This window comes from Plantactinospora solaniradicis (assembly GCF_042658085.1).
In the GTDB taxonomy this organism is placed as follows: Bacteria; Actinomycetota; Actinomycetes; order Mycobacteriales; family Micromonosporaceae; genus Plantactinospora; species Plantactinospora solaniradicis.
On record NZ_JBHSPR010000032.1, the window covers coordinates 136,932 to 156,274 of the forward strand.

Sequence of the window (19,343 nt, forward strand, 5' to 3'; positions counted from 1 at the left end):
CCCATCGAGGAGTGCTCATGCCCAGGACAATCTCTCCGCCTTCCGAAAGGGCGCTCTCCCGCCGAGCGCTCGCACTGCTGGCTTCCGTCGCTGCCGCCATGGCGCTGCTGTCCGTCCCACAGCCCGCCGCCGCCAGCACCGGGCCCGTCGTAATCGGCGACTTCGAACGCGGCACCGATCCGTGGTCGCCGGTGACGACGGGCGGCGCCACCGCGACGCTCACGACCACCACCAACGCGCCCGCAGGCGGCACCGCAGCCGCCCGCGTCCAGGCGAGTGCGCCGAGCGGAACGGTCGAGATGGCGCGCGGCGTCCCCTCGCTCGACCTGCGAAGACTCGACCTCTCGGTACGCAGCGCCCAGCTGACCGGCCTGGTCCTGCGCCTCGTCGACAGCACCGGGCAGGCGCACCAGCAGACCCTCGCGCTCTCGCCCGGCACGCAATGGCAGAGGCTGTCGATCACCACCTTCGCGGGCGGAGTCCAGTACGTTCACTGGGGCGGCGCCAATGACGGCGCGTGGCACGGGCCGCTGACACGGATCTCGCTGCTGATCGACGCGTTCCGCATCTCTCCCGGCCCAGCCGTGACGCTCGACGTCGACGATGTCGTCGTCCAGGGACCGCCGCCCCCGCTCGCCATCAAGCCGACGACGCTCGGTAACGCCTTCACCACCGGCGACACCGTGTCGTTCGGCGTCGACACGGCCGCCACGTCGCTCAGCTGGTCGGCGCGGGACGCGTACGGGGGCGTCGTCGCCGCGGGCTCCGGCACTCCTGCGCAGCTCGGAAACACCATCTCCCTCGGTGCGCTGGGGACCGGCTGGTACACGGTTGACATTGCCGCCGTCCAGCCCGATGGCACCACCGTCAACGGCGGCACGGACATCTCGGTGTTGCCCGCGACTACTTTCCGTGAACGACGCATCGGTGCCGCGACGCACTACGGTCAGCAGTGGCCGACCGCCTCCGTACCCTTGCTCGGGAAGGCCGGTCTCGGCTTCGCTCGCGACGAGGCGTACTGGGCGGAAGTCGAACGGGTCAAAGGCACGTACGCCTTCCCCACCCGCGTCGAGACCGCCACGGCGGCGCTGCGCGCGAACGACGTGGACTTCCTGCATGTGCTCGACTACGGCAACGCGCTCTACCACGAGGGAGAAGCGCCCGCGACCGATGCGGGGCGAGCCGGTTTCGCCGGGTACGCCCAGGCGTCCGTCGATCACTTCGGCACCGCACACGCGACGTACGAGGTGTGGAACGAGTGGAACATCCGCGACGTGAACGGTCCCGCAGGGGCGACGCCGCAGACCTATGTCGCGCTGCTCGCCGCGACGGCCGCGAGAGTCAAGGCGACACATCCGGACGCGACGCTGGTCGGGCCCGCCCTCGCGCCGATGAACGACTGGCAGGGCTGGCTCGACGGCTTCATCTCCGCCGGCGGCCTCGACCACATCGACGCGTTCTCGACTCATCCGTACAACTTCACGGCCGAGCCCGAGTCGTTCGAGACCCACGTGGCGATTCTGCGGCAGAAGTTCGCCGCGGCGGGGCACCCCGACCTGCCGATCTGGTTCACCGAGCACGGCTGGTACACGACGCAGAACCCGCCTGGCGTGGCGCCTGGCGTACAGGCACGCAACCTCGCGCGCGCACAACTGCTGAGCCTCGGCGACGGAATCGGGCGATTCACCGTCTACGACTTCAAGGACGACGGCACGAACCCGGCCGATGCCGAGCACAACTTCGGGATGATCCGCAATGAGGGCGACGCTCGTGGCGCGTACGTCCCGAAGCCCGCGTTCACCGCAGAGGGCATACTCACGCGTCAGACGGCGGAGCGCCCCGTCCGCACGGTCCTGTCGCTCGGCACCGGGCGCTACGGAGTCGAGTTCGGCCCACGTACGGGCGAATCCGCTGACACGCGCATGCAGGCGCTGTGGGCACTGACGCCACAGACGTGGAGCGTCCAGGCGACCGGCTCGGTAACGGTCACCAACCTCTACGGCGGTACGACCGTCCTTCAGCCCGACGCCGACGGACGGGTGCACGTCGCGGTGGGTACGGAGCCGGTCTATCTGCAGGGCGCGCTGGGCAGGATTGCGACCGCCTCGCCGTTCTCGCTGGCCGTGACGGGTGCCGTCGGTGGGAGCGCGCCGGATACCACCTGGCGTATCGCCAACTCGGGGACGTCGGCCCGCACCCTCTCGCTCGTCTCCGATGGGCTGACCACGCAGGCGACCGTGCCCGCCGGGGCCACCCAGGACGTCGCTGCGGCGCTCGCGCCCGCTCAGGTCGGGCAGCGCACCTGGACCGCGGTCGTGCGGGAGGGAGGTCACGCGATCGGCGTCCTCACCGCTGCCGCGCAGGTCGTTCCCGCATTGCAGCTGACGGGTGAGCATGCGCTGAGCGCTGCCGGCGCGGACGTGCTACGGCTCAAGGTTCTCAACCGCAACACGCATGCGGTACGCCTCGACGGCGTCACCTGGGCCTTCGGCGGTTCGGAGGGAACGGTGCTCGCCGATGCGCAGGTGGCCGCCGGAGCCACGGCCGTACAGGATGTTCCGCTCACCACCTTCGGTGCGTGGTCGGCGACCGTCTCCGGAGCCGCGACCGACACCGTGAGCGGCATCGTTGTGGCTGCGAGTTCGGTGGCGGTGGACGTCCCGTACCAGACGGTGCAGGTAGACGGCGTGGTGGATCGTGCCGTCAAGAAGCTCCCGGCACAGACGCTGGGGAAGGACGAGCAGGTGATCACCGGCTGGAAGGGCCCGCAGGACCTCAGCGGAAGTCTGTGGATCACACACGACGACAGCCGGCTCTACCTCACGACGCAGATCATCGACGACGTCCAGGCGCAGCCGGCCAGGGGTGCGGCCATCTGGCAGGGTGACAGCCTCCAGCTCGGGGCCTCGCCCGGCTGGCCGGGCGAAAATGGCCGCCCCGTAGGGGAGGTCGGCAGCGCCCTGACCGACGTGGGACCGGTCGACCTCACCCGGTGGCTACCGGTGAGCGGCGGGACGGATGGCATCACGACCGTGGTGAGGCGGGACGAGAAGACGAAGACGACGACCTACGAGTTGGCAGCGACGTGGGCGGCGCTCGGGGTCGACCCGGCCAATCGCATCATGGCCGCCACGATCGCGATCAACGAGAACGACGGGTCGGGCCGCCGCGGCTGGAGCAGTTGGGGCAAGGGTGTCGCCGAGACGAAGGATCCGACTCTGTTCCACTCCCTGCGACTCATGCCTCCCGGCGGTAACAAAGTGGACCTGTCGACCCGGGCGCGGACGGTGTGCCTTCCGTCCGGTGGCTCCGTGGCGGTCGAAGTGACGAACCGGGAGTTACTGGCAGCCGGTGTCCGCATCACCACTCCTTGGGGTAAGAAGGAGTTCCGCGATGTGCCGCCCGGTATGAAGGTCTCCGAGACCTTTCCCACCGGGTCGGTGTCGCTTCCCGCCGGAGAGGTGACCGTGGACGGTTCGGTCGTCGCCACGAGCGGCCAGCCGTCCTACCAGGTGCGGCAGGTGCCCCACCCACCGATCAACTGCCCCTGACAGCGCCCACCTGGACGACGGCGGAGAGGCCGGCTCTCTCCGCCGCCCCAGGCCCGCTCCATCGAAGAAGGCCCTCGGCCCATCCACCGGGACGACACCGACGCGACTGGCGGTGGCCGGATCTCTGTCCACAAGTATCTTGACCGTCATCGATACAAGTCATACGTTCGCCCCGGGGTCCAGCGGGCCGGCGGAGGGGGATGACCGGATGCGAGCGCGTGCCTGGGCGGCGGCGGTGGTGGCCGTCGTACTGGTCAGCGGCAGCGGTTGTGCAGCGGAGCCGGTGGCTGCGCCGACCGGGACCAGCGGCGACGGCGCCGTTCCGCCGATCTACTCCAACCGGGCGTACCCGGCCCGGGAACGGGCGATCGACCTGGTCTCCCGGATGACCCTGGAGGAGAAGGCCGCGCAGATGGTCAGCAGCCAGTCGGCGGCCCTGCCCCGACTGGGCATCTCGGCGTACGGCTGGTGGAACGAGGCCGCGCACGGAGTCGCCCGGGAGGGCACCCTGAACAACGCCAACCCGCCCATCCTGATCAACACCACCTCCTATCCGGTCGACCTCTCGCTCGGCGCCACCTGGAATCCCGATCTGGTCTACCGGGAGGCGACGCTGATCTCCGACGAGGCCCGGGAGGTCGTCCGGGACAACCGGCTCGACCTGAACTTCTACTCCCCCACCATCAACCTCGCCCGTGATCCCCGCTGGGGTCGGGGCGACGAGGCGTTCAGCGAGGACCCGCTGCTCACCGCCGCACTCGCGGCAGAGTTCGTGAACGGGATGGAGGGCAAGGACCGGGCCGGACGGCTGCTGCCGCAGGGCGGCGGCTACCTGAAGACCAGCACCACGCTCAAGCACTACGCCGCGAACAACAGCGAGTTCGACCGGCTCACCGGATCGGCGAACATGGACGACCGGACCCTGCGCGAGTACTACACCGCGCAGTTCCGCGAGGTGATCGAGCGCAGCTCACCGGCCTCCATCATGACCTCGTACAACCGGGTCAACGGGGTGCCGACCTCGGCCAGCGGCTACCTGATGGACGAACTCGCCCGGCAGACGTTCGGCTTCGGCGGCTTCTTCACCTCGGACTGCGACTCGATCCGCGAGATCCAGCACGGCCACCACTGGCAGCCGCCGGGTGAACCGGAGCCGCTGGACCACGTCGAACGGCACGCGTGGGCCAACGCCGCCGGTGAGGACCTGAACTGCCAGCAGGGCTACCACGACCAGTGGAGCTACGCCAACACGATCCCCGAGGCGGTCGCGCGGGGCATCATGACCCCGAACGGCAGGTACACCGAGGAGCACGTCGACGCCGCACTCGTCCGGCTGCTGACCACGCGGATCCGGCTCGGCGAGTTCGACCCCGCCGAGAACGTGCCGTGGGTGACGGCGGCCCGGAGCCGGGTCGCGCCCGGCAGTTGGACGAACTCGGACGCCAACGGTGCGGTGACGCAGACCGCGGATCGGCTCGCCCTGGCCCGCGAGGTCGGCGCCGAGAGCATCGTGCTGTTGAAGAACGAGGCCAGCCGGAGCAGGCAGGGTGGCCGGAACGCACTGCTGCCGCTGCGGGTTCCGGCCTCCGGGCCGTACCGGGTCGCGGTGATCGGGCACTACGCCAACCCGCCGTCCATGTACCTCGGCGGCTACTCCAGCATTCAGGCCAGCGCCGGCCAGGCCAACGAGGTCAACGGCTACGCCGGGGTCCGGGCGGCGATCCAGGCGATCAACCCCGGTGCCGTCGTCGACCACCTGCCCGGCGTCACCCCGGGCACCCTGGCCGAGGTCGACCCGGCGTCGGTGGCCGCCGCCGCCTCCTACGACGCGGTCATCGTGTACGCCGGCACCGACGACCGGCACTCCCGCGAGGACGTGGACCGCCGCTCGCTGGCCCTGCCCGGCGCACAGGCGTCCCTGATCAGCCAGGTGGCGGCCCGGAACCCGAACACCGTCGTCTACCTGGAGACCGCCGGACAGGTCGACGTCGCCGACTTCGAGGCGGCGGTGCCGGCGCTGCTCTGGAGTTCGTACAACGGGCAGCGCAAGGGCGAGGCGCTGGCCGACGTGCTGCTCGGGACGCGTAATCCCAGCGGGCGGCTGCCGTTCACCTGGTACCGGAACGCCAGCCAGCTCCCGCCGATCGACGACTACGGCATCCGGGGCGACGGAACCAGCCCCGGGCGGACGTACATGTACTTCGACGGGGACGTCTCGTACCCGTTCGGGCACGGGCTCGGCTACACCGGCTTCGCGTACTCCCGGCTGGCGGTCGACCGGCGGACGGTCGACGCCAACGGCAGCGTCCGGGTCAGCGTCGACGTCACCAACACCGGGTCGGTGGCCGGGTCCGAGGTGGTCCAGCTCTACGCGGGTACGCCCACCGCGCCGGCCGCCCGGCAACGCCCCGCCAAGCGGTTGAACGGCTTCCAGAAGATCTCGCTGCGGCCGAAGCAGACGAAGCGGGTCAGTTTCACCGTCGACATCCCCGACCTGGCCTTCTTCGACAACCAACTCGGCCGGTACGTCGTCGACCGGGGCTCGTACCTGATCCAGGTCGGCAGGTCCAGCACGGACGCCAACCCCCGGCAGCAGGCTCGGGTCCTCGTCGGCGGCAGCCTGCGGCCGGAGCTGTCGGTCGTCACCGCGACCGCGCCGACGCTGGTCTCCCCGAACACGGTCGTGTCGCCGAGGCTCACGATTGCGATGAGCGACGACACCCGGTACGGCTACCGCGCCGAGGGCGCCAGCACCCCGCTGCCGACCGGCACTACCGTCCGGTACCACAGCAACCGGCCCGGTGTGGTGTCGGTGGACCCGGCCGGAGTCATCCGCACCGGCTCGCCCGGCGTCGCGACCGTCACCGTCACGGTGAGCTACCGGGGCGTCAGCCGATCGACCGAGTTCTCGCTCGGGGTCCGGTGATCCGGGGCAGCGTCGGCACGGCGGAGCCGAAGAGGTTGTCCGGGTCGTACCGGCGCTTCGCGGCCAGCACCCGGGGATAGTTCGGTCCATAGGCGAGCCGGACCCGCTCGTGCTCGTCCGGCGCGAGCAGGTTCGGGTACCCGCCGGGCAGCGCGAGCGGGGCCAGCCGGGCCGAGCAGCGGTCCGCCCAGTGCCGGTGCGCCGCCACCGGCTCGCCCGGCGGCCAGACCGCGATGACCTCCACCAGCAGGTGGTCGTCGCGCAGCCCGAACGCGGTCTCGGTCCGGCCGATCCGGCTCGCCGCACCGTGGAAATGGTGTACGGCCAGCGCCGAGAACGGCGAACTGGCGCTCGTCGCCGCGTCGAGCAACACCTCGACCGCCGGGCCGGACAACTCCGCCAACCACCGGGTACGCAGCAGATAGTGGTTACCGGGCAGCATCCCGCCGTCGAACATCCCGAGCGCGTCGCCGTACGTCATCGGGCCGACCTGGGCCGTGATCGGCCGCCCGAACGCCGCCAGCCGGGCAACCGCCCGCTCCCCCGCGCCGAGGTCCCGACCACTCCAGGTCGGCGCGAGGAACACCATCGGCTGCCTCTGCGGGCCGGGCAGGAAGCCGGCCATCACGGTCAACTCGTCGGGGCAGTCGGGCAGGAAGTTCCGGTAGCTGGCCAGCACGTTCCGGGCCTGCTCGACCGGGAACAGGATCATCCCGGCCAGCACGGTGCGCAACGGGTGCAGCCGGTACCGCAGGCTGGTGACGACGCCGAAGTTGCCGCCGCCGCCGCGCAGCGCCCAGTAGAGATTCGCGTCGTCGTCGAGGCTCGCCGTGACCTGCGTCCCGTCGGCGAGTACCAGCTCGGCACCGAGCAGGTTGTCCAGGGCGAGCCCGTAGCGGCCGCAGAGCGGGCCGTACCCGCCGGCGAGGCTGAGCCCGGCCATCCCGACCGCCCGGACCACGCCGGTTGCGGTCACCAGCCCGTACGGCTGGGCGGCGGCCAGCAGGTCTGCGGCGGTAGCCCCGCCGGCCACGATCGCGGTCGCGCTGTCCCGGGCGATGCTCACCTGGTTCATCCCGGTCATGTCGAGCACCAGTCCACCGGGGCGCAACGCCCGACCGGCCCAGTCGTGTCCACCGGCCCGGACCGAGAGCGGCACCCCGCAGTCCCGGGCGGTACGGACGACCGCGCGCACGTCGTCGGTGTCGAGGCAGCGGGCGATCAGCGCCGGTCGGGTGGTGACGGCGGCGTTCCAGAGCCGACGCGTCGACTCGTACCCCGGATCCGAGGTCGTCACGAGCCGGTCCCCGAGAATCGGACGGAGCCGCCGGACGGCATTCCGTACGGCGGTGGGAAGGCTGCTCTGTGCGGCCATGGCGACTCCCTGGACGACAGGTGCGGCCGGCAGCGGGCGATGGTCGTCGGGCTGGTTTCCGCGTCGGCTGGTTCCGCGTCGGCCGCTCGGTGCGGCGAACGTATCGTCGGCGCCGAGGACGCGCGATCCTCGATCCGGCCTCGGCGCGGTCGGAAAGGCGACCCCGGGTCGGCCGGAGAGCCGACGGTGGGGGTTGTCGGGGTTCGGCCACTCCGAGGAACGCCCGCAGTTAGCTTATATAAGCCGATCCTGATACGCTGCCACCCGTTCTGCCGGGAAAGACCGGGATGAAATCCACAGGATGAAGGAGCGATGGTGGACATCGTCGACGAGATCAATGCGACCCACCGGGTGGTCGGCCGAGCCGACACCCCGGCCGGCGAGGCCCGGACCGTCCTGTTGCGACGGACCTACGACACCTCCGTCGAGGACGTCTGGGACGCCGTCACCAGCCCCGAGCGGCTGCCCCGCTGGTTCCTGCCGGTCAGCGGCGACTTCCGGCTCGGCGGCAGGTACCAGGTCGAGGGCAACGCCGGCGGCGAGATCATCGCCTGCGAGCCACCCCGCCGACTCCGGCTGACCTGGGTGTTCGGCCCGCCCGTCGAGGGCGGATTCAGCGAGGTGGAGGTCCGGCTGTCGCCCGGCACCGGGCCCGACGACGACAAGTCCACCGTCTTCGAACTCGAACACATCGCGATCGACGATCCCGAGCGGTGGGCCCAGTACGGCCCCGGCGCCGTCGGCGTCGGCTGGGACCTGGCCCTGCTCGGCCTCGGCCTGCACCTGGCCGGCGGCGGCATCGACGACCCCAGCGCCTGGGAGCAGTCCAAGGAGGCCCGGGAGTTCGCGACGCTCAGCAGCAACTCCTGGGGCGCGGCGTCGGTGGCCGGAGGCGAGTCCCCGGACGCGGTGGCCACGATGGTCGCGAACACGACGGCGTTCTACGCCCCGGACGTACCCGCCCCGGAACCGTCGGGCGACTGATCCGCAGGTGGTCCTCCCCTCTGGCGGAAGGTGTAAGAAGAATGCATGTCACGCATCGTCTGGTGGGAGATCGAGACCCCCGACCCTGACACGTTCCAGGCCTTTCACGGCCGCCTGTGGGGCTGGACGTTCCGTGCCGCGTTCGCCGACACCGAACTGGGTGCCGACTACTGGCTCATCAGTAGCGACGGCGAGACACTCGGCGGCTTGCAACGTGCTGCCAACGGCATGCCGCCGCACGCCGGTACCCGGGTGTACGTCGAGGTAGACGACCTGGAAACGACCTTGACGCAGGTCGAGGCGCACGGCGGTCGGGTCGAACGCGCCCGCACCGCGCTCGGCGGCGACGACCGCTGGTTCGGCACCGCCCAGGACCCGACGGGGATCTCGTTCGGCATGTGGACGGGCAACCCCGCGCGTAACCTCTGACCCCGCTGTCCGGCCTTCGACGGCAGCCGCCTCGATCTGCCCACGCCGCCATCCGCCCCCACCGCCATCCGCCCCCACCGCCATCCGCCCACGCCGACCGGAGGTCGCCGCTCCATGTACGCCAAGCAGTACGAGATCACCCTGCCCGCCGACTACGACATGCGGATCATCCGCAAGCGCGTCGCCGACTTCGGGCACCTTCTCGACGACCGCGCCGGGCTGGGGCTGAAGGCGTACCTGGTCCGCGAACGCGGCCGGGACGGTTCGCCGGTCAACCAGTACGCACCGTTCTACCTGTGGAACGACGTGGGCGCGATGGCCCAGTTCCTGGCCGGTGGAAGCGGCTTCCAGGGCATCATCCGCGACTTCGGCCGCCCCACCGTGCAGCACTGGACCGGGATCGCGAGTGTCGCCGGGCCGAGCCGTGAGTCCGTCCCGAGGGCGGCGTCGCGCCGGCTGACTCCGTTGCCGGTCGACCCCGACGTCGAGGCCAACGGGCTGGGGCTGACCGCCCGGATCGAGCAGGAGACCGCCGCGCTCGCATTGCTGGCCCGGCGGGACGGCGTGCACACCGCCGCGCTCGCCCTCGACCCTCAGCATTGGCAGCTGCTGAGATTCGTCCTGTGGCAGGACACCGTTCCGCACGACGAGCAGGCCACCGAGCAGTACGAGGTGCTGCACCTGTCCGCGCCCGGACTGGCCGAGCTGCCAACTGGACGAACCTGGTAGGCCGCCTCGGGAGTCCGTCGACAGCCCCGGCGAGCCCACTGCTTGCGCCCAGCGGCCAGCAACCGAAGTCCTGAAATGCTACGCCTCGTCGCCGACCCATTTCTCCCCGCACCGGCCACAGACGTCGCCCCAGCGCGGGTTGTCCCAGTTGTGTTCGGTCCTCACCCAGCTCGTGTCACCACAGTCCTGGCAGAGATCCACATAGTCACAGTTAAGCTTCTCAGGCCAGTAGGTCACATCCGTCGAGCGCTCGCCGGAGGGCAGATCCTGAACGAATACCCGGCGCGTCCGATGCTCGACCTCCGTTTTCTCATGCCCGCACCGTACGCAGGTCCGTATCCGCCGGCAGGGATGGTCCCCGGTGGTTTCGCGGGCGTAATCGTGGTTCGGGCCATAGCTCCTCAGCCGGTCGCAGTAGACGCACCGCCACTCGACCCGGCACGGCTCCGCCGGGTCGGCGACCTCGTCGGCCGACAGGAAGCGATGCTGGTGCAGACCGAGCGTGCATCGGATGCGGCGCCCCAGCCCGGGGGGACGCCTGGAGGGTGTCACGTCCACCGCTGCTACCTCACCGTCGCCGAGCTTCACCAACCGGAGCCCCGTGACCGTTCATCGAGAAGTCCAGGAACTCCTGACGCAATGATCCTGGAAGCCGGTGCTGTCGCCCGCCGGTCCGTGGCTCGACGATTCCGTGTGGTTCACGCGGACACTCGCGACCTTCGCCGGACGGGCCGGATCGGCGGTAGCGCTCACCCACGCTCGGCCCGCTCGGCGAACACCTCCATGGCCACCTGGTAACCCTCGAAAGCCCGCGCCGCTCCGGCGTACGCCTGTAGGTGGATGAAGAGTTCGACGATCTCGTCCGGCGACACCCCCGAGTTGAGCGCGATCCGTAGCTGTCCCCGCAGCGGGCCGAGGGTGCCGAGGGTGGCCGCGATCGCCACCGACACCAGCCCCCGGCCCCGCTCGTCGAGCCCTGTTCGCACCCACGAATCACCAAAGGTGTGCGCGATTGCCAGCTTCCGGAAGTCTCGCCCCGAGTCCGGTTCCCCGGCCCCCATCGGGATGTCGAGGCGCTGCCCGAGCAGGCGTTCGGTTGCCAGCAACCCGCGCTCGTACGAGTCGTCGCTGCTCATAGTATCTCCTCGGCCATCGTTCGGCAGTCAGGAAGCGGTGGATCCTCGGCGCTCAAACCAGGGTATCCAGGACGAATCACCCAGCCGGTGGGTTTGACAGCCGCTCCCCGCCGCGCTCGGGCGTTCCGGTCGCGCGCCGGGGCGGGCTCGACGGAGTCAGGCGATCAGGGTGCCACCGTCGACGGTTACCACCGTTCCGGTGGCGTAGCTCGCCCGCAGCAGGTAGACGAATGCCTCGGCGACCTCCTCGGGCTCGCCTACCCGACCGAGCGGAAGCGACTCGCTGAGCTGGGCGTACATCTGCTCGCGGGTCTCGTCCGGCAACGAGTCCCAGAGCGGCGAGCGGATCACGCCGGCAGAGACGGCGTTGACCCGGACCGGGGCGAGTTCGACGGCGAGTGCGCGGACCAGCGCGTCGATCGCCCCGGTGATGCTGGCCGCCACCGACCAGCCCGCGCTCGGCCGGTAGTTGGCGGTGCCGGTGGTGAGGGTGATCGATCCACCCGGCCGCAGGTAAGGGACTGCCGCGTTGACCGCCGATAGGGAGCCGAAGTAGCGCAGTTCGAACGCGACGCGGGCGGCGGCGAGGTCGAGGGCGTCTACGGACATCAGTGCGAGCGGCTCACCGGCGGTATAGACGAGGTGGTCGAACGGGCCGAGACCCTCGAACAGCCGGGACACGTCGCCTGGGTCGGTGAGGTCTGCGACGTACCCCAGGGTGCCCCTCGGCAGGGTCGACAGGGCGCGATCCACACTGCGCTGGCTGCTGGAGGCGACCACGACCTGGGCGCCTTCGCGGGCAGCCAGGGTGGCGGTGGCGAGCCCGATCCCAGAGGTTCCGCCGAGTACGACGACGCGCTGGTCGGTAAGGGCCATGATCTTCCTTCCGGATCGTGTGGGGTGTGGTGGAGACGGTTTCCACCCTGCGCCGGTCACGACACCCGCGTCCAAGACCTCTTCCACCTCCTGTAATACCCGTTGGGTATCGTCCCAGTCATACCCGACGGGTATCGTGGAACGGCCGGGAGCGAGACTCGGACGGGCCGGGACGGGGAACCGGATGGACGTCGATCTGCGTAAGCTCCGCTACTTCGTGGCGGTCGCCGAGGAGTTGCACTTCGGCCGGGCCGCCGCGCGGTTGCACATTGCCCAGCCGGTCCTGTCGCGCCAGATCCGGGCCTTCGAGCACGAACTCCGGGCCGAGCTCTTCGTCCGGGACCGCCGCTCCACCGTGCTGACCGAGGCCGGCCGCCAACTGTTGGCCGACGCCCACCCGCTGCTCGCCTCGGCCGAGGCACTACGTCGGCGGGTACAACGGGCCGCGCACGGCAGGCCGACGTTCACCATCGCCTTCATGCCCGGCATCATCGTCACCGTCGAGGCGCGCGCCATCGCCCAGCGGCACCCCGACCTGTCCGTCAGCGTCGTCCGCACCTCCTGGAACGACCAGGCCGAGGTCGTGCACGACGGGCGTGCCGACGTCAGCTACGTACGGCTCCCGGTCGACCAGCGCCGCCTGCGCCTACGCCCACTGTTCGCCGAACCCCGGGTCGTGGTTCTGCCCAGCGACCACCGTCTGGCCGGCGAGGAGTCGATCGACCTCGCCGATCTGGTCGAGGAACGTCTGCTCCAGGACCCGGACGCGGTGCCGGAGTGGCGGGACCTGCCGAATCGCCCGGTCGACCCCGATCCCCGCCCCCGGCCAGTACTCAACTCGGTCGAGGAGAAGCTGGAACACGTCGCGGCGTACGGCGGGGTGGCGGTCCTGCCCCTGTCGACCGCGAGGTACTACAGCCGCCCCGACGTGGTCCACGTGCCCGTCGACGACCTCCGGCCCAACCAGATCTGCCTGGCCTGGGCCGAGGACAACCGGTCACCTCTGGTCCACGAGTTCGTCGACATCGCCGCACGGCAGGCCCAGGCGGCAGACCCCTCGCCCCGGACGACCCACGAGTAGCGGCGGGACAGCTCCTGCGGGCGCCTCGGGACTTGTCGAACAGCTCGTTCCGTCGGACGGCGCCGGGTCCGACGCCGCTCGGCATCACATCAGGACCAGGTAGTACGCGAAGAAGGCGATCGGCGAGGCGAGGAAGCAGATCAGGAACCCGAGCCGGGCGTACCGGGCCGGACGGCCGACGATGATCCGGGGCTTGCCCCAGACGCTGAGCACGAAGTACCCGACGAAGAACAGCATCGTCGGCAGGCCGGCACAGCTCCACGAGAAGACGGCGATGGCGTTCCGGTCGCCGCCGTTGAGCGTCTGCACCTCGGAGACGGTGAGCAGGATCCAGATGATGACCGCGAGGACGCCGGCACAGCCGAAGTAGACGGTCATCGCCCGCGCCAGCGGCGACATGGAGGGGAGCAGCGGAGCCTGCTGCGCCATCGTCTCCGCCTGCACGATCATGACGTCGGCGCCGTCGGCGGCCTGTCGGGCCAACTCCAGCTCGCGACGCGGATCGGCCGGCCGGGCGGGCGGCATCGCCGCACCGGTCACCTGGCCCGGACCGCCCGGCACCCGGTCGAACGGTAGCCGCGGACCGGGTACCTGTCCGGCCGCCGGGCTGGCCGGCAGGGCCCGCCGCCCCTGACCAGCCGGCAGTTCCGGGTACGCCTGCCCGGCCGGCAACTCCCCACTCCCCGCCTCCGCCCCGGTCGACTGGCCACGCCCCCCGTACTGGACCGGCGGGCCGAACGGCGTCGGCGGGCCGAACTGGCTCGACTGGCTCGACTGAGTCGACTGGCCGAACTGGCTCGACTGGCCAGACTGAGTCGACTGGCCGGACTGGGTCGGCGACCCGAACTCGTTGGAGCGGTCGAACGGAATCGGACGGTCGAGTTGGTCCGGACCGGCGTACTGGGCCGGGACGGTGGGGTGGCCACCGGAGGTGGGCGGGGCGTACCGGGGCGGCTCGGGCGGCAACGCCTCACCGACCAGGGGCGCCGACGGCCCCACCGGCACCGGTTTGCCGATCATCTGGCCGAGCGCCGTCAACCGCTGCTGTTGCACGGCGAGCCGCTGGTCGAGACGGTCGACGGCGGCACCCGTACTGCCCCGGTGCTCGGCGACCTGGGCGGCGGTCCGCTCGCCGGTCCGGCGCAGGTCGTGCAGGTGCCGGGCCAGGGCCGCGTACTCGGAGAAACTCGCCACCTCAGTGCCCCTCGTCGTCCTCTTCGTAGCCGGGCCGGACGAACGGCACGATCAGCCGGGTCCGCTGGTCGTGCCGGTCCACCAGCAACGCCCGGTTCGCCCTCGGGGTGTACGCGAGATCGTTCACTCCGAGGTACATCCCCAGCTCGCCACCGGGCACGTTCAGGGCGACCAGGCAGGCGACGTCGTCCCGGTTGCTGGACCCGCCGATGTCGTCGGAGAGCCGGCGCAGTCCCCGCCACCAGCCGAGCAGGTGCACCCCGTACGCGGGGCCCTGCCGGAGCACCGCCTGTAGGTCGTCCAGCCCGGACTTGAAGTGTTCGTCGCGGGCGCTGAGGATGCCGCTGGCACCGTCCATGCCGTACCCGACGAGGAAGGTCCGGCCCGGTCCGTCGGCCGGCTGTCCGGAGAGTTTGCGCAGCTCGTCGCGGAGCCCGGGGGCGTCCAGCCGGCTGACCGGGTGCCCCGCCTCGGCCAACTCCGCCATCGTCGCCTCGGCGATCTCGTCCGCGACCGCGACCAGCGGGGCGATCAGGAACCGAGCGCTGCCGGGCGGGTGCTGCCGGGCCAGGCTGATGGTGGCGGCGTGCAGCACGCTCGCCCCGACCGGCGAGGTGCCGACGACCGCCAGGTGCCGCCCGGGGGTGGCGTCCAGTGGGAACAGTGCCGAGGTCAGGTCGACGTCGACGGTCCGGCCGACCAGAGCGAGCGGGCGCCGTCCCCCGGGGACCAGTCCCCGGTACGTCGGATCGTCCTCGACGTGCGCCGACTCGTACCCCTTGAACACCGCCGGTGGACGCGAGCCCGGTTTCCGGGCCTGCCACAGCTCGTGCCGGAGCCGGGCGACCTCGGCGGCGCTGGCGTGCGCGTCCGGGAACCGGACCACGCTGTTCGCGGCGGCCAGCCCGGCGGCCGGGTTGATGATCGCCGAGCCGATCGGCAGCGCCCCGGCCGCGTCGTTGAGCGCGTCCAGCACTCCCCCGCCGCCAGGCAGGGCGACCCGGAGCGGGAACTGCCCGAAGATCGAGTCCGTCTTGCCGTACAGCGCCTCGATCCCGGTCATGCTCTGGCTGGCCAGCACCAGGTGGATGCCGTACGACCGGCCCTTGCGGGCCAGTTCCTCCAGCAGGCTGACCGCTTCCCTGGCCACCGCGTCGTTGCCGGCGAAGAGGACGTGGAACTCGTCGATCACCGCGACGATCCGGGGTACCGGCTTGTCCCGGGGCAGGTCGGACAGCTTCGTCACGCCGTGCCGCTTCAGCGCCGAGGCGCGCCGGTTCAACTCCCGGCGCAGTTCCCGGAGCACCGCGACGCCGTACTCCCGGTCGGATTCGATCCCGACGGCGCGGGCGTGCGGGATCCACGACGGGTCGCGGCCGGTCGGCACGAACTCGGTGAAGCTGACACCCTCCTTGAAGTCGAGCAGGTAGAGCGAGAGTTCGTCCGGGGAGTACCGGGCGGCGAGTCCGTAGAGGACGTCGAGCAGGAAGACGGTCTTGCCGGCGCCGGTCCGGCCGCCGACCAGCCAGTGCGGGGTCTGGTCGTCGAAGGCGCAGATCACCGGCTCCCGACCCGCTCGGCCGATCACCGCACGCAGGCCGTTGCCGGACGACTCCGCCCAGGGTCGGGCCGGCAGCAGGTCGGTGAAGTCGAGAGTCGACTCACGCCGGTACACCTCGCCGAGCCGGTCGGCCAGCGCCGCGACCCCGCCGGCCGGCGGTTCACCGTCCAGGCGTACGGGAGCGGCCAGGCCCGAGCCGTCGGAGCTGAACGGGTGGCCGGGCGGGTCGCCGATCCAGGCGTACCCCTGGTGGTCCAGTCGGACCGCGGTGGTGCCACCCAGCGGCGGCGGGGTGAGCCCGACGAACCGGGGTGGATAGCCGGCGACGATCACGCACACCCCGGCGGTCGGCCCGGCGTGGGTCAGCGCGGCGAGCCGGGCGAGGTCCCGGCCCTCGGGCAACGAGGCGGCGACCAGGAGCAGCAGTTCCGGCGTACCGGTGGTGGCCTGCTGGGCGGCGCGGGCGTGCCGTTCGGCCTCGTCGAGCCGGGCGGCGATCTCGGCCTCGGTGGTGGCCGGCGGCGGCAGCGCACCGGCGTCGACCAGCGCGCGCAGCGGCAGGAAGGTGGCGCCGAGCGCGGCGGCGTCCAGTGCCGACACCCGGACCGAACCGGCCGGCGCGGCGGCGAGCAACCGCACCACCAGGGTACGCAGCAGCGCGGCGACCCGCCGGTCCCGGGCGTCCGTGTCGATCGCCAGGTGGGTGCCGCCGGAAAGCGGTACGACGGCCGGGAACTCGCCGTCCACGGTGGTCGCCACGCCGAGCCGGACCGGCAGCGGGCCGGCGAAGAACCGGGCCGGTTCGGGTTCGGCGCTGACCGCCTCGCCGATCCGGCGCAGCCGGGCCACGATGTCGGCGGCCTCGCCGGAGTCGGCCGGGGCCTGGATCTCGGCCAGCCCGTGCCGGGCCGCGTCGAGGTGCGCCCGGGCCTGCCGGTGGGCGGCGACCGCCCGCCCGAAAGTGGCTGCCAGTCCCACCCTGCCTGCCCCCAACCCGCCTCGGCCTGTGTGGTCACCGGCCACGGGCCCCCACCCGCTCCCCGCTCTCCGGGAAGGGGCCGCGTAGTCACCGGAACACTAACCGACACAGCCGACCACAAGCATCTCGGCGAGCCGGCGCGCCCCCGGCTGAGGTGTTAAGAAGGGGCCCTTCTTCTACAGAAAGCGATAACAAGGGGCCCTTCCTTACACCGCAAGCTTGCGTACGCGTTCGTAGAGGTCGAGGTAGGCGCGGGCCATGACGGCGGGGGTGAAGCGGTGGGCGGCTGCGGTGAGGCAGTCGTGGGGGTCGATGCGGGTGGGGGTGGTGAGGATCAGGTCGGGGAGTTCTTCTTCGTTGTCGGTGAGCAGGCCGGTGTTGTCGTGGTCGATCAGTTCTGGGAGGCAGCCTTTGGCCAGGCCGACCACGGGGGTGCCGAGGGCTAGGGACTCGACGACGGCGGTGCCGCCGGGCTCGGCCCAGCGGAGCGGGAACAGCGACGCGCGGGCGGACGCGACCAGGTCGTCGCGCTCCCGGCCGGCGACGGTGCCGATCCAGCGCACCCGTACCCCGTCGACGTGCGGGGCGACGTGTTCCCGCCAGAACTGGACGTCGGGGTTGGCGGCCGCGACCGGGTCACCGGAGGCGGCGGCCAGGTCGGCGGGTTGCCGGTACGGGCCGACCGGCCCGGCGAGGACGAGGTCGAAACCGGCCTGGTGGGCCAGCCGGGCGGCCAGGTCCTGCCCCTTCCCGGCGTTGATCCGGCCGAGTACGACGACGTGTCCGGCCTTGTCGGCGGGGCGGCGCCGGTCCGCGTCCGTCGCCAGCGGGGTGGCCAGGTGGACGTGCCCGACCGAGTGATCGCGAAGTGCCTCGGGGGCGCGGGCGAGCTGTGACGCCGAGACGCCGTTGACCCGTACCCGGTTGCCGCCGTCGAAGCTGCCGTACAGCTCGGGGTGTTTGGCCAGGTCCCAGTGCAGGGTGTGCAGGGCCGGCGGAGCGTCCGGGCCGAGCGCGGCGAGGGTGGCCAGGCCGGCTGCCTCGACATGATCGTGTACGAGGTCGATGTCGTCCCGTTCCCGCAGCGCCCGTACGACGGCGTGCAGGTGGGCCTGCACCACCCCGCAGCTCTGGTTGTACGGCCGTTGCAGGCTCTCGAACTGGCCGTCGGGAAATACCGAGAGTTGCTCGTCGACCGCCAGTTCGCTGCTGCCGACGGTGGCGAGTACGACCCGGACGTCGAGTCGACGCAACTCGGGTACGAGGGCGGCGATGATGTTCTCGATCCCGCCGTATCCGTTCGGCGGCACCGGCAGCCACGGCCCCGCATTGATCAGGACGGTGAGGCTCATGCTCCGGTCACCGCCAGCCGGCGGACCCGGCTCCGGGCGGCGCGCATCTGCCGGGCCACCGTCGCCAGTGGCGGCCGCTCGGCGACGGACACGTCGGTGACCTCGATCTCCCGGTCCAGGTGGGGAAGCGCCTGGTTGCCGCCCCGCCGGAACTGGGTCAGCGCCGCGGTGGGTGGCACCGGCTCGGCCACCAGGCCCCGGCGGTGCAGCCGGGACCAGGCGGTGTAGAGGATCTGCGCCGACATCCGGCCCAGCGCCTCGGTGTCCTGGTGCCGGTGGAACCGCTCACCGAGGTCGACCTGGGCCAGTGCGTCCAGTCCGACCAGGTCCAGCAGGTCGATCAGCATGGCGATCTCGACGCCGTACCCGGAGACGAACGGGATCTGTTCGAGGACGTCGCGGCGGGCGGCGTACTCGCCGGCGAGCGGCTGGACGAAGCCGGCCAGCTCCGGCCAGAACATGTTGAGCAGCGGTCGGGCCATCAGTTCGGTGACCCGGCCGCCCCCGTCGGGTTCCAGTCCGGTGGCGCCGACGAGGGGCCGGTGGTAGAAGCCCTTGACGAACGCCACGGTGGGATCGGTGAGCAGCGGTCCGACCAGGCCGGTGACGAACCGGGGCGAGAATCGGCGCAGGTCGGCGTCGACGAACGCGATCACGTCACCGGAGGCGGCGGCCAGGCCGGCCCAGAGCGCGTCGCCCTTGCCTTCCAGCCGGGGCAGGCCCCGGGTCATCTCGTCCTGCGCCACCACCCGGGCCCCGGCGGCGGCGGCCACCACCGCCGTCGCGTCGGTGGACCGGGAGTCGACCACGATCAGTTCGTCGATCAGCGGCGCCTTCTCGATCAGATGGCGACGCAGGGTGTCGACGATCGCACCAACGGTCGCCTCCTCGTTCCGGGCCGGGATCACGACGCTTACCGTGGTCTCCCCCTTGGCCTTCACCAGTCGTCGGGTCGTCCACTGTGCCGCGTTGCCGGTACGGTACGTCGTCCATGCCTCTACTACGGGTGAGACGGTCGCTTTCGAATGCCGCATGGGCACACCCCCCTGTTGTGCGATCCAATACGCCGGGCCGATCTGATACCCCGAGCGGGTGCGCCGAACCCCGCTTCGGGGATAACAGCTTGATCTCTGGACTGCGCCGTCCACGCGGCGCGGGGATGAACGTTGC

General features: G+C 71.3%; 14 protein-coding genes. 6 read left to right on the forward strand and 8 right to left on the reverse strand.

Going from position 1 to position 19,343, the window contains the following annotated elements:
• The first annotated feature begins 17 nt into the window (after positions 1-17).
• Entirely contained in the window at positions 18-3,551 is a 3,534-nt protein-coding gene (locus ACFP2T_RS29485) for a hypothetical protein (protein ID WP_377427322.1), read from the forward strand.
• A gap of 208 nt (positions 3,552-3,759) precedes the next feature.
• Positions 3,760-6,477, forward strand: coding sequence for a glycoside hydrolase family 3 C-terminal domain-containing protein (locus ACFP2T_RS29490; protein WP_377427324.1), 2,718 nt, complete (start codon positions 3,760-3,762; stop codon positions 6,475-6,477).
• Here ACFP2T_RS29490 and ACFP2T_RS29495 read toward each other — a convergent pair.
• Positions 6,440-7,852, reverse strand: coding sequence for an FAD-binding oxidoreductase (locus ACFP2T_RS29495; RefSeq protein WP_377427326.1), 1,413 nt, complete (start codon positions 7,850-7,852; stop codon positions 6,440-6,442). The two genes, ACFP2T_RS29490 and ACFP2T_RS29495, sit on opposite strands and share 38 nt — an antisense overlap.
• Positions 7,853-8,164: 312 nt before the next feature.
• Here ACFP2T_RS29495 and ACFP2T_RS29500 point away from each other — a divergent pair, with 312 nt between their 5' ends.
• From ACFP2T_RS29500 to ACFP2T_RS29510, 3 genes are all read left to right on the forward strand, one after another.
• Positions 8,165-8,836: an SRPBCC family protein gene (locus tag ACFP2T_RS29500; protein WP_377427328.1), complete on the forward strand. Its 672-nt coding sequence runs from the start codon at positions 8,165-8,167 to the stop codon at positions 8,834-8,836.
• Positions 8,837-8,881: 45 nt separating this feature from the next.
• The gene (locus tag ACFP2T_RS29505; protein WP_377427331.1) at positions 8,882-9,265 is read left to right on the forward strand and encodes a VOC family protein; all 384 of its coding nucleotides are present in this window, start codon (positions 8,882-8,884) and stop codon (positions 9,263-9,265) included.
• Positions 9,266-9,379: 114 nt separating this feature from the next.
• Positions 9,380-9,994, forward strand: coding sequence for a DUF4865 family protein (locus ACFP2T_RS29510; RefSeq protein WP_377427333.1), 615 nt, complete (start codon positions 9,380-9,382; stop codon positions 9,992-9,994).
• A gap of 78 nt (positions 9,995-10,072) precedes the next feature.
• Here the strand turns inward: ACFP2T_RS29510 and ACFP2T_RS29515 are convergent, their stop codons facing one another.
• From ACFP2T_RS29515 to ACFP2T_RS29525, 3 genes are all read right to left on the reverse strand, one after another.
• Positions 10,073-10,582 carry a hypothetical protein gene (locus ACFP2T_RS29515; protein ID WP_377427336.1) on the reverse strand — a complete coding sequence of 170 codons (510 nt, stop codon included), beginning with the start codon at positions 10,580-10,582 and terminating at the stop codon, positions 10,073-10,075.
• A gap of 161 nt (positions 10,583-10,743) precedes the next feature.
• Positions 10,744-11,130 carry a carboxymuconolactone decarboxylase family protein gene (locus tag ACFP2T_RS29520; RefSeq protein WP_377427337.1) on the reverse strand — a complete coding sequence of 129 codons (387 nt, stop codon included), beginning with the start codon at positions 11,128-11,130 and terminating at the stop codon, positions 10,744-10,746.
• Positions 11,131-11,286: 156 nt separating this feature from the next.
• Positions 11,287-12,006 (reverse strand): SDR family oxidoreductase, encoded by a 720-nt coding sequence (locus ACFP2T_RS29525; RefSeq protein WP_377427338.1) that lies wholly within the window; start codon positions 12,004-12,006, stop codon positions 11,287-11,289.
• 184 nt (positions 12,007-12,190) lie between these two features.
• Between ACFP2T_RS29525 and ACFP2T_RS29530 the strand changes: the two genes are divergently transcribed.
• The gene (locus ACFP2T_RS29530) at positions 12,191-13,087 is read left to right on the forward strand and encodes a LysR family transcriptional regulator (RefSeq protein WP_377427340.1); all 897 of its coding nucleotides are present in this window, start codon (positions 12,191-12,193) and stop codon (positions 13,085-13,087) included.
• 84 nt (positions 13,088-13,171) lie between these two features.
• Here the strand turns inward: ACFP2T_RS29530 and ACFP2T_RS29535 are convergent, their stop codons facing one another.
• The 4 genes from ACFP2T_RS29535 to ACFP2T_RS29550 all read right to left on the reverse strand — a co-directional run bounded on the left by ACFP2T_RS29535 (position 13,172) and on the right by ACFP2T_RS29550 (position 19,207).
• Positions 13,172-14,281 (reverse strand): hypothetical protein, encoded by a 1,110-nt coding sequence (locus ACFP2T_RS29535; RefSeq protein ID WP_377427342.1) that lies wholly within the window; start codon positions 14,279-14,281, stop codon positions 13,172-13,174.
• 1 nt (position 14,282) lies between these two features.
• On the reverse strand, positions 14,283-16,814 hold the full coding sequence (locus ACFP2T_RS29540; protein WP_377428032.1) for an FtsK/SpoIIIE domain-containing protein: 2,532 nt from the start codon (positions 16,812-16,814) through the stop codon (positions 14,283-14,285).
• A 213-nt stretch (positions 16,815-17,027) separates the two neighbouring features.
• A complete protein-coding gene (locus tag ACFP2T_RS29545; protein WP_377427345.1) occupies positions 17,028-18,173 on the reverse strand; it encodes a glycosyltransferase in 1,146 nt (381 codons plus the stop codon).
• Entirely contained in the window at positions 18,170-19,207 is a 1,038-nt protein-coding gene (locus ACFP2T_RS29550) for a glucosyl-3-phosphoglycerate synthase (RefSeq protein ID WP_377427347.1), read from the reverse strand. The genes ACFP2T_RS29545 and ACFP2T_RS29550 overlap by 4 nt, the downstream gene beginning before the upstream one ends.
• Between the last annotated feature and the right edge of the window lie 136 nt (positions 19,208-19,343).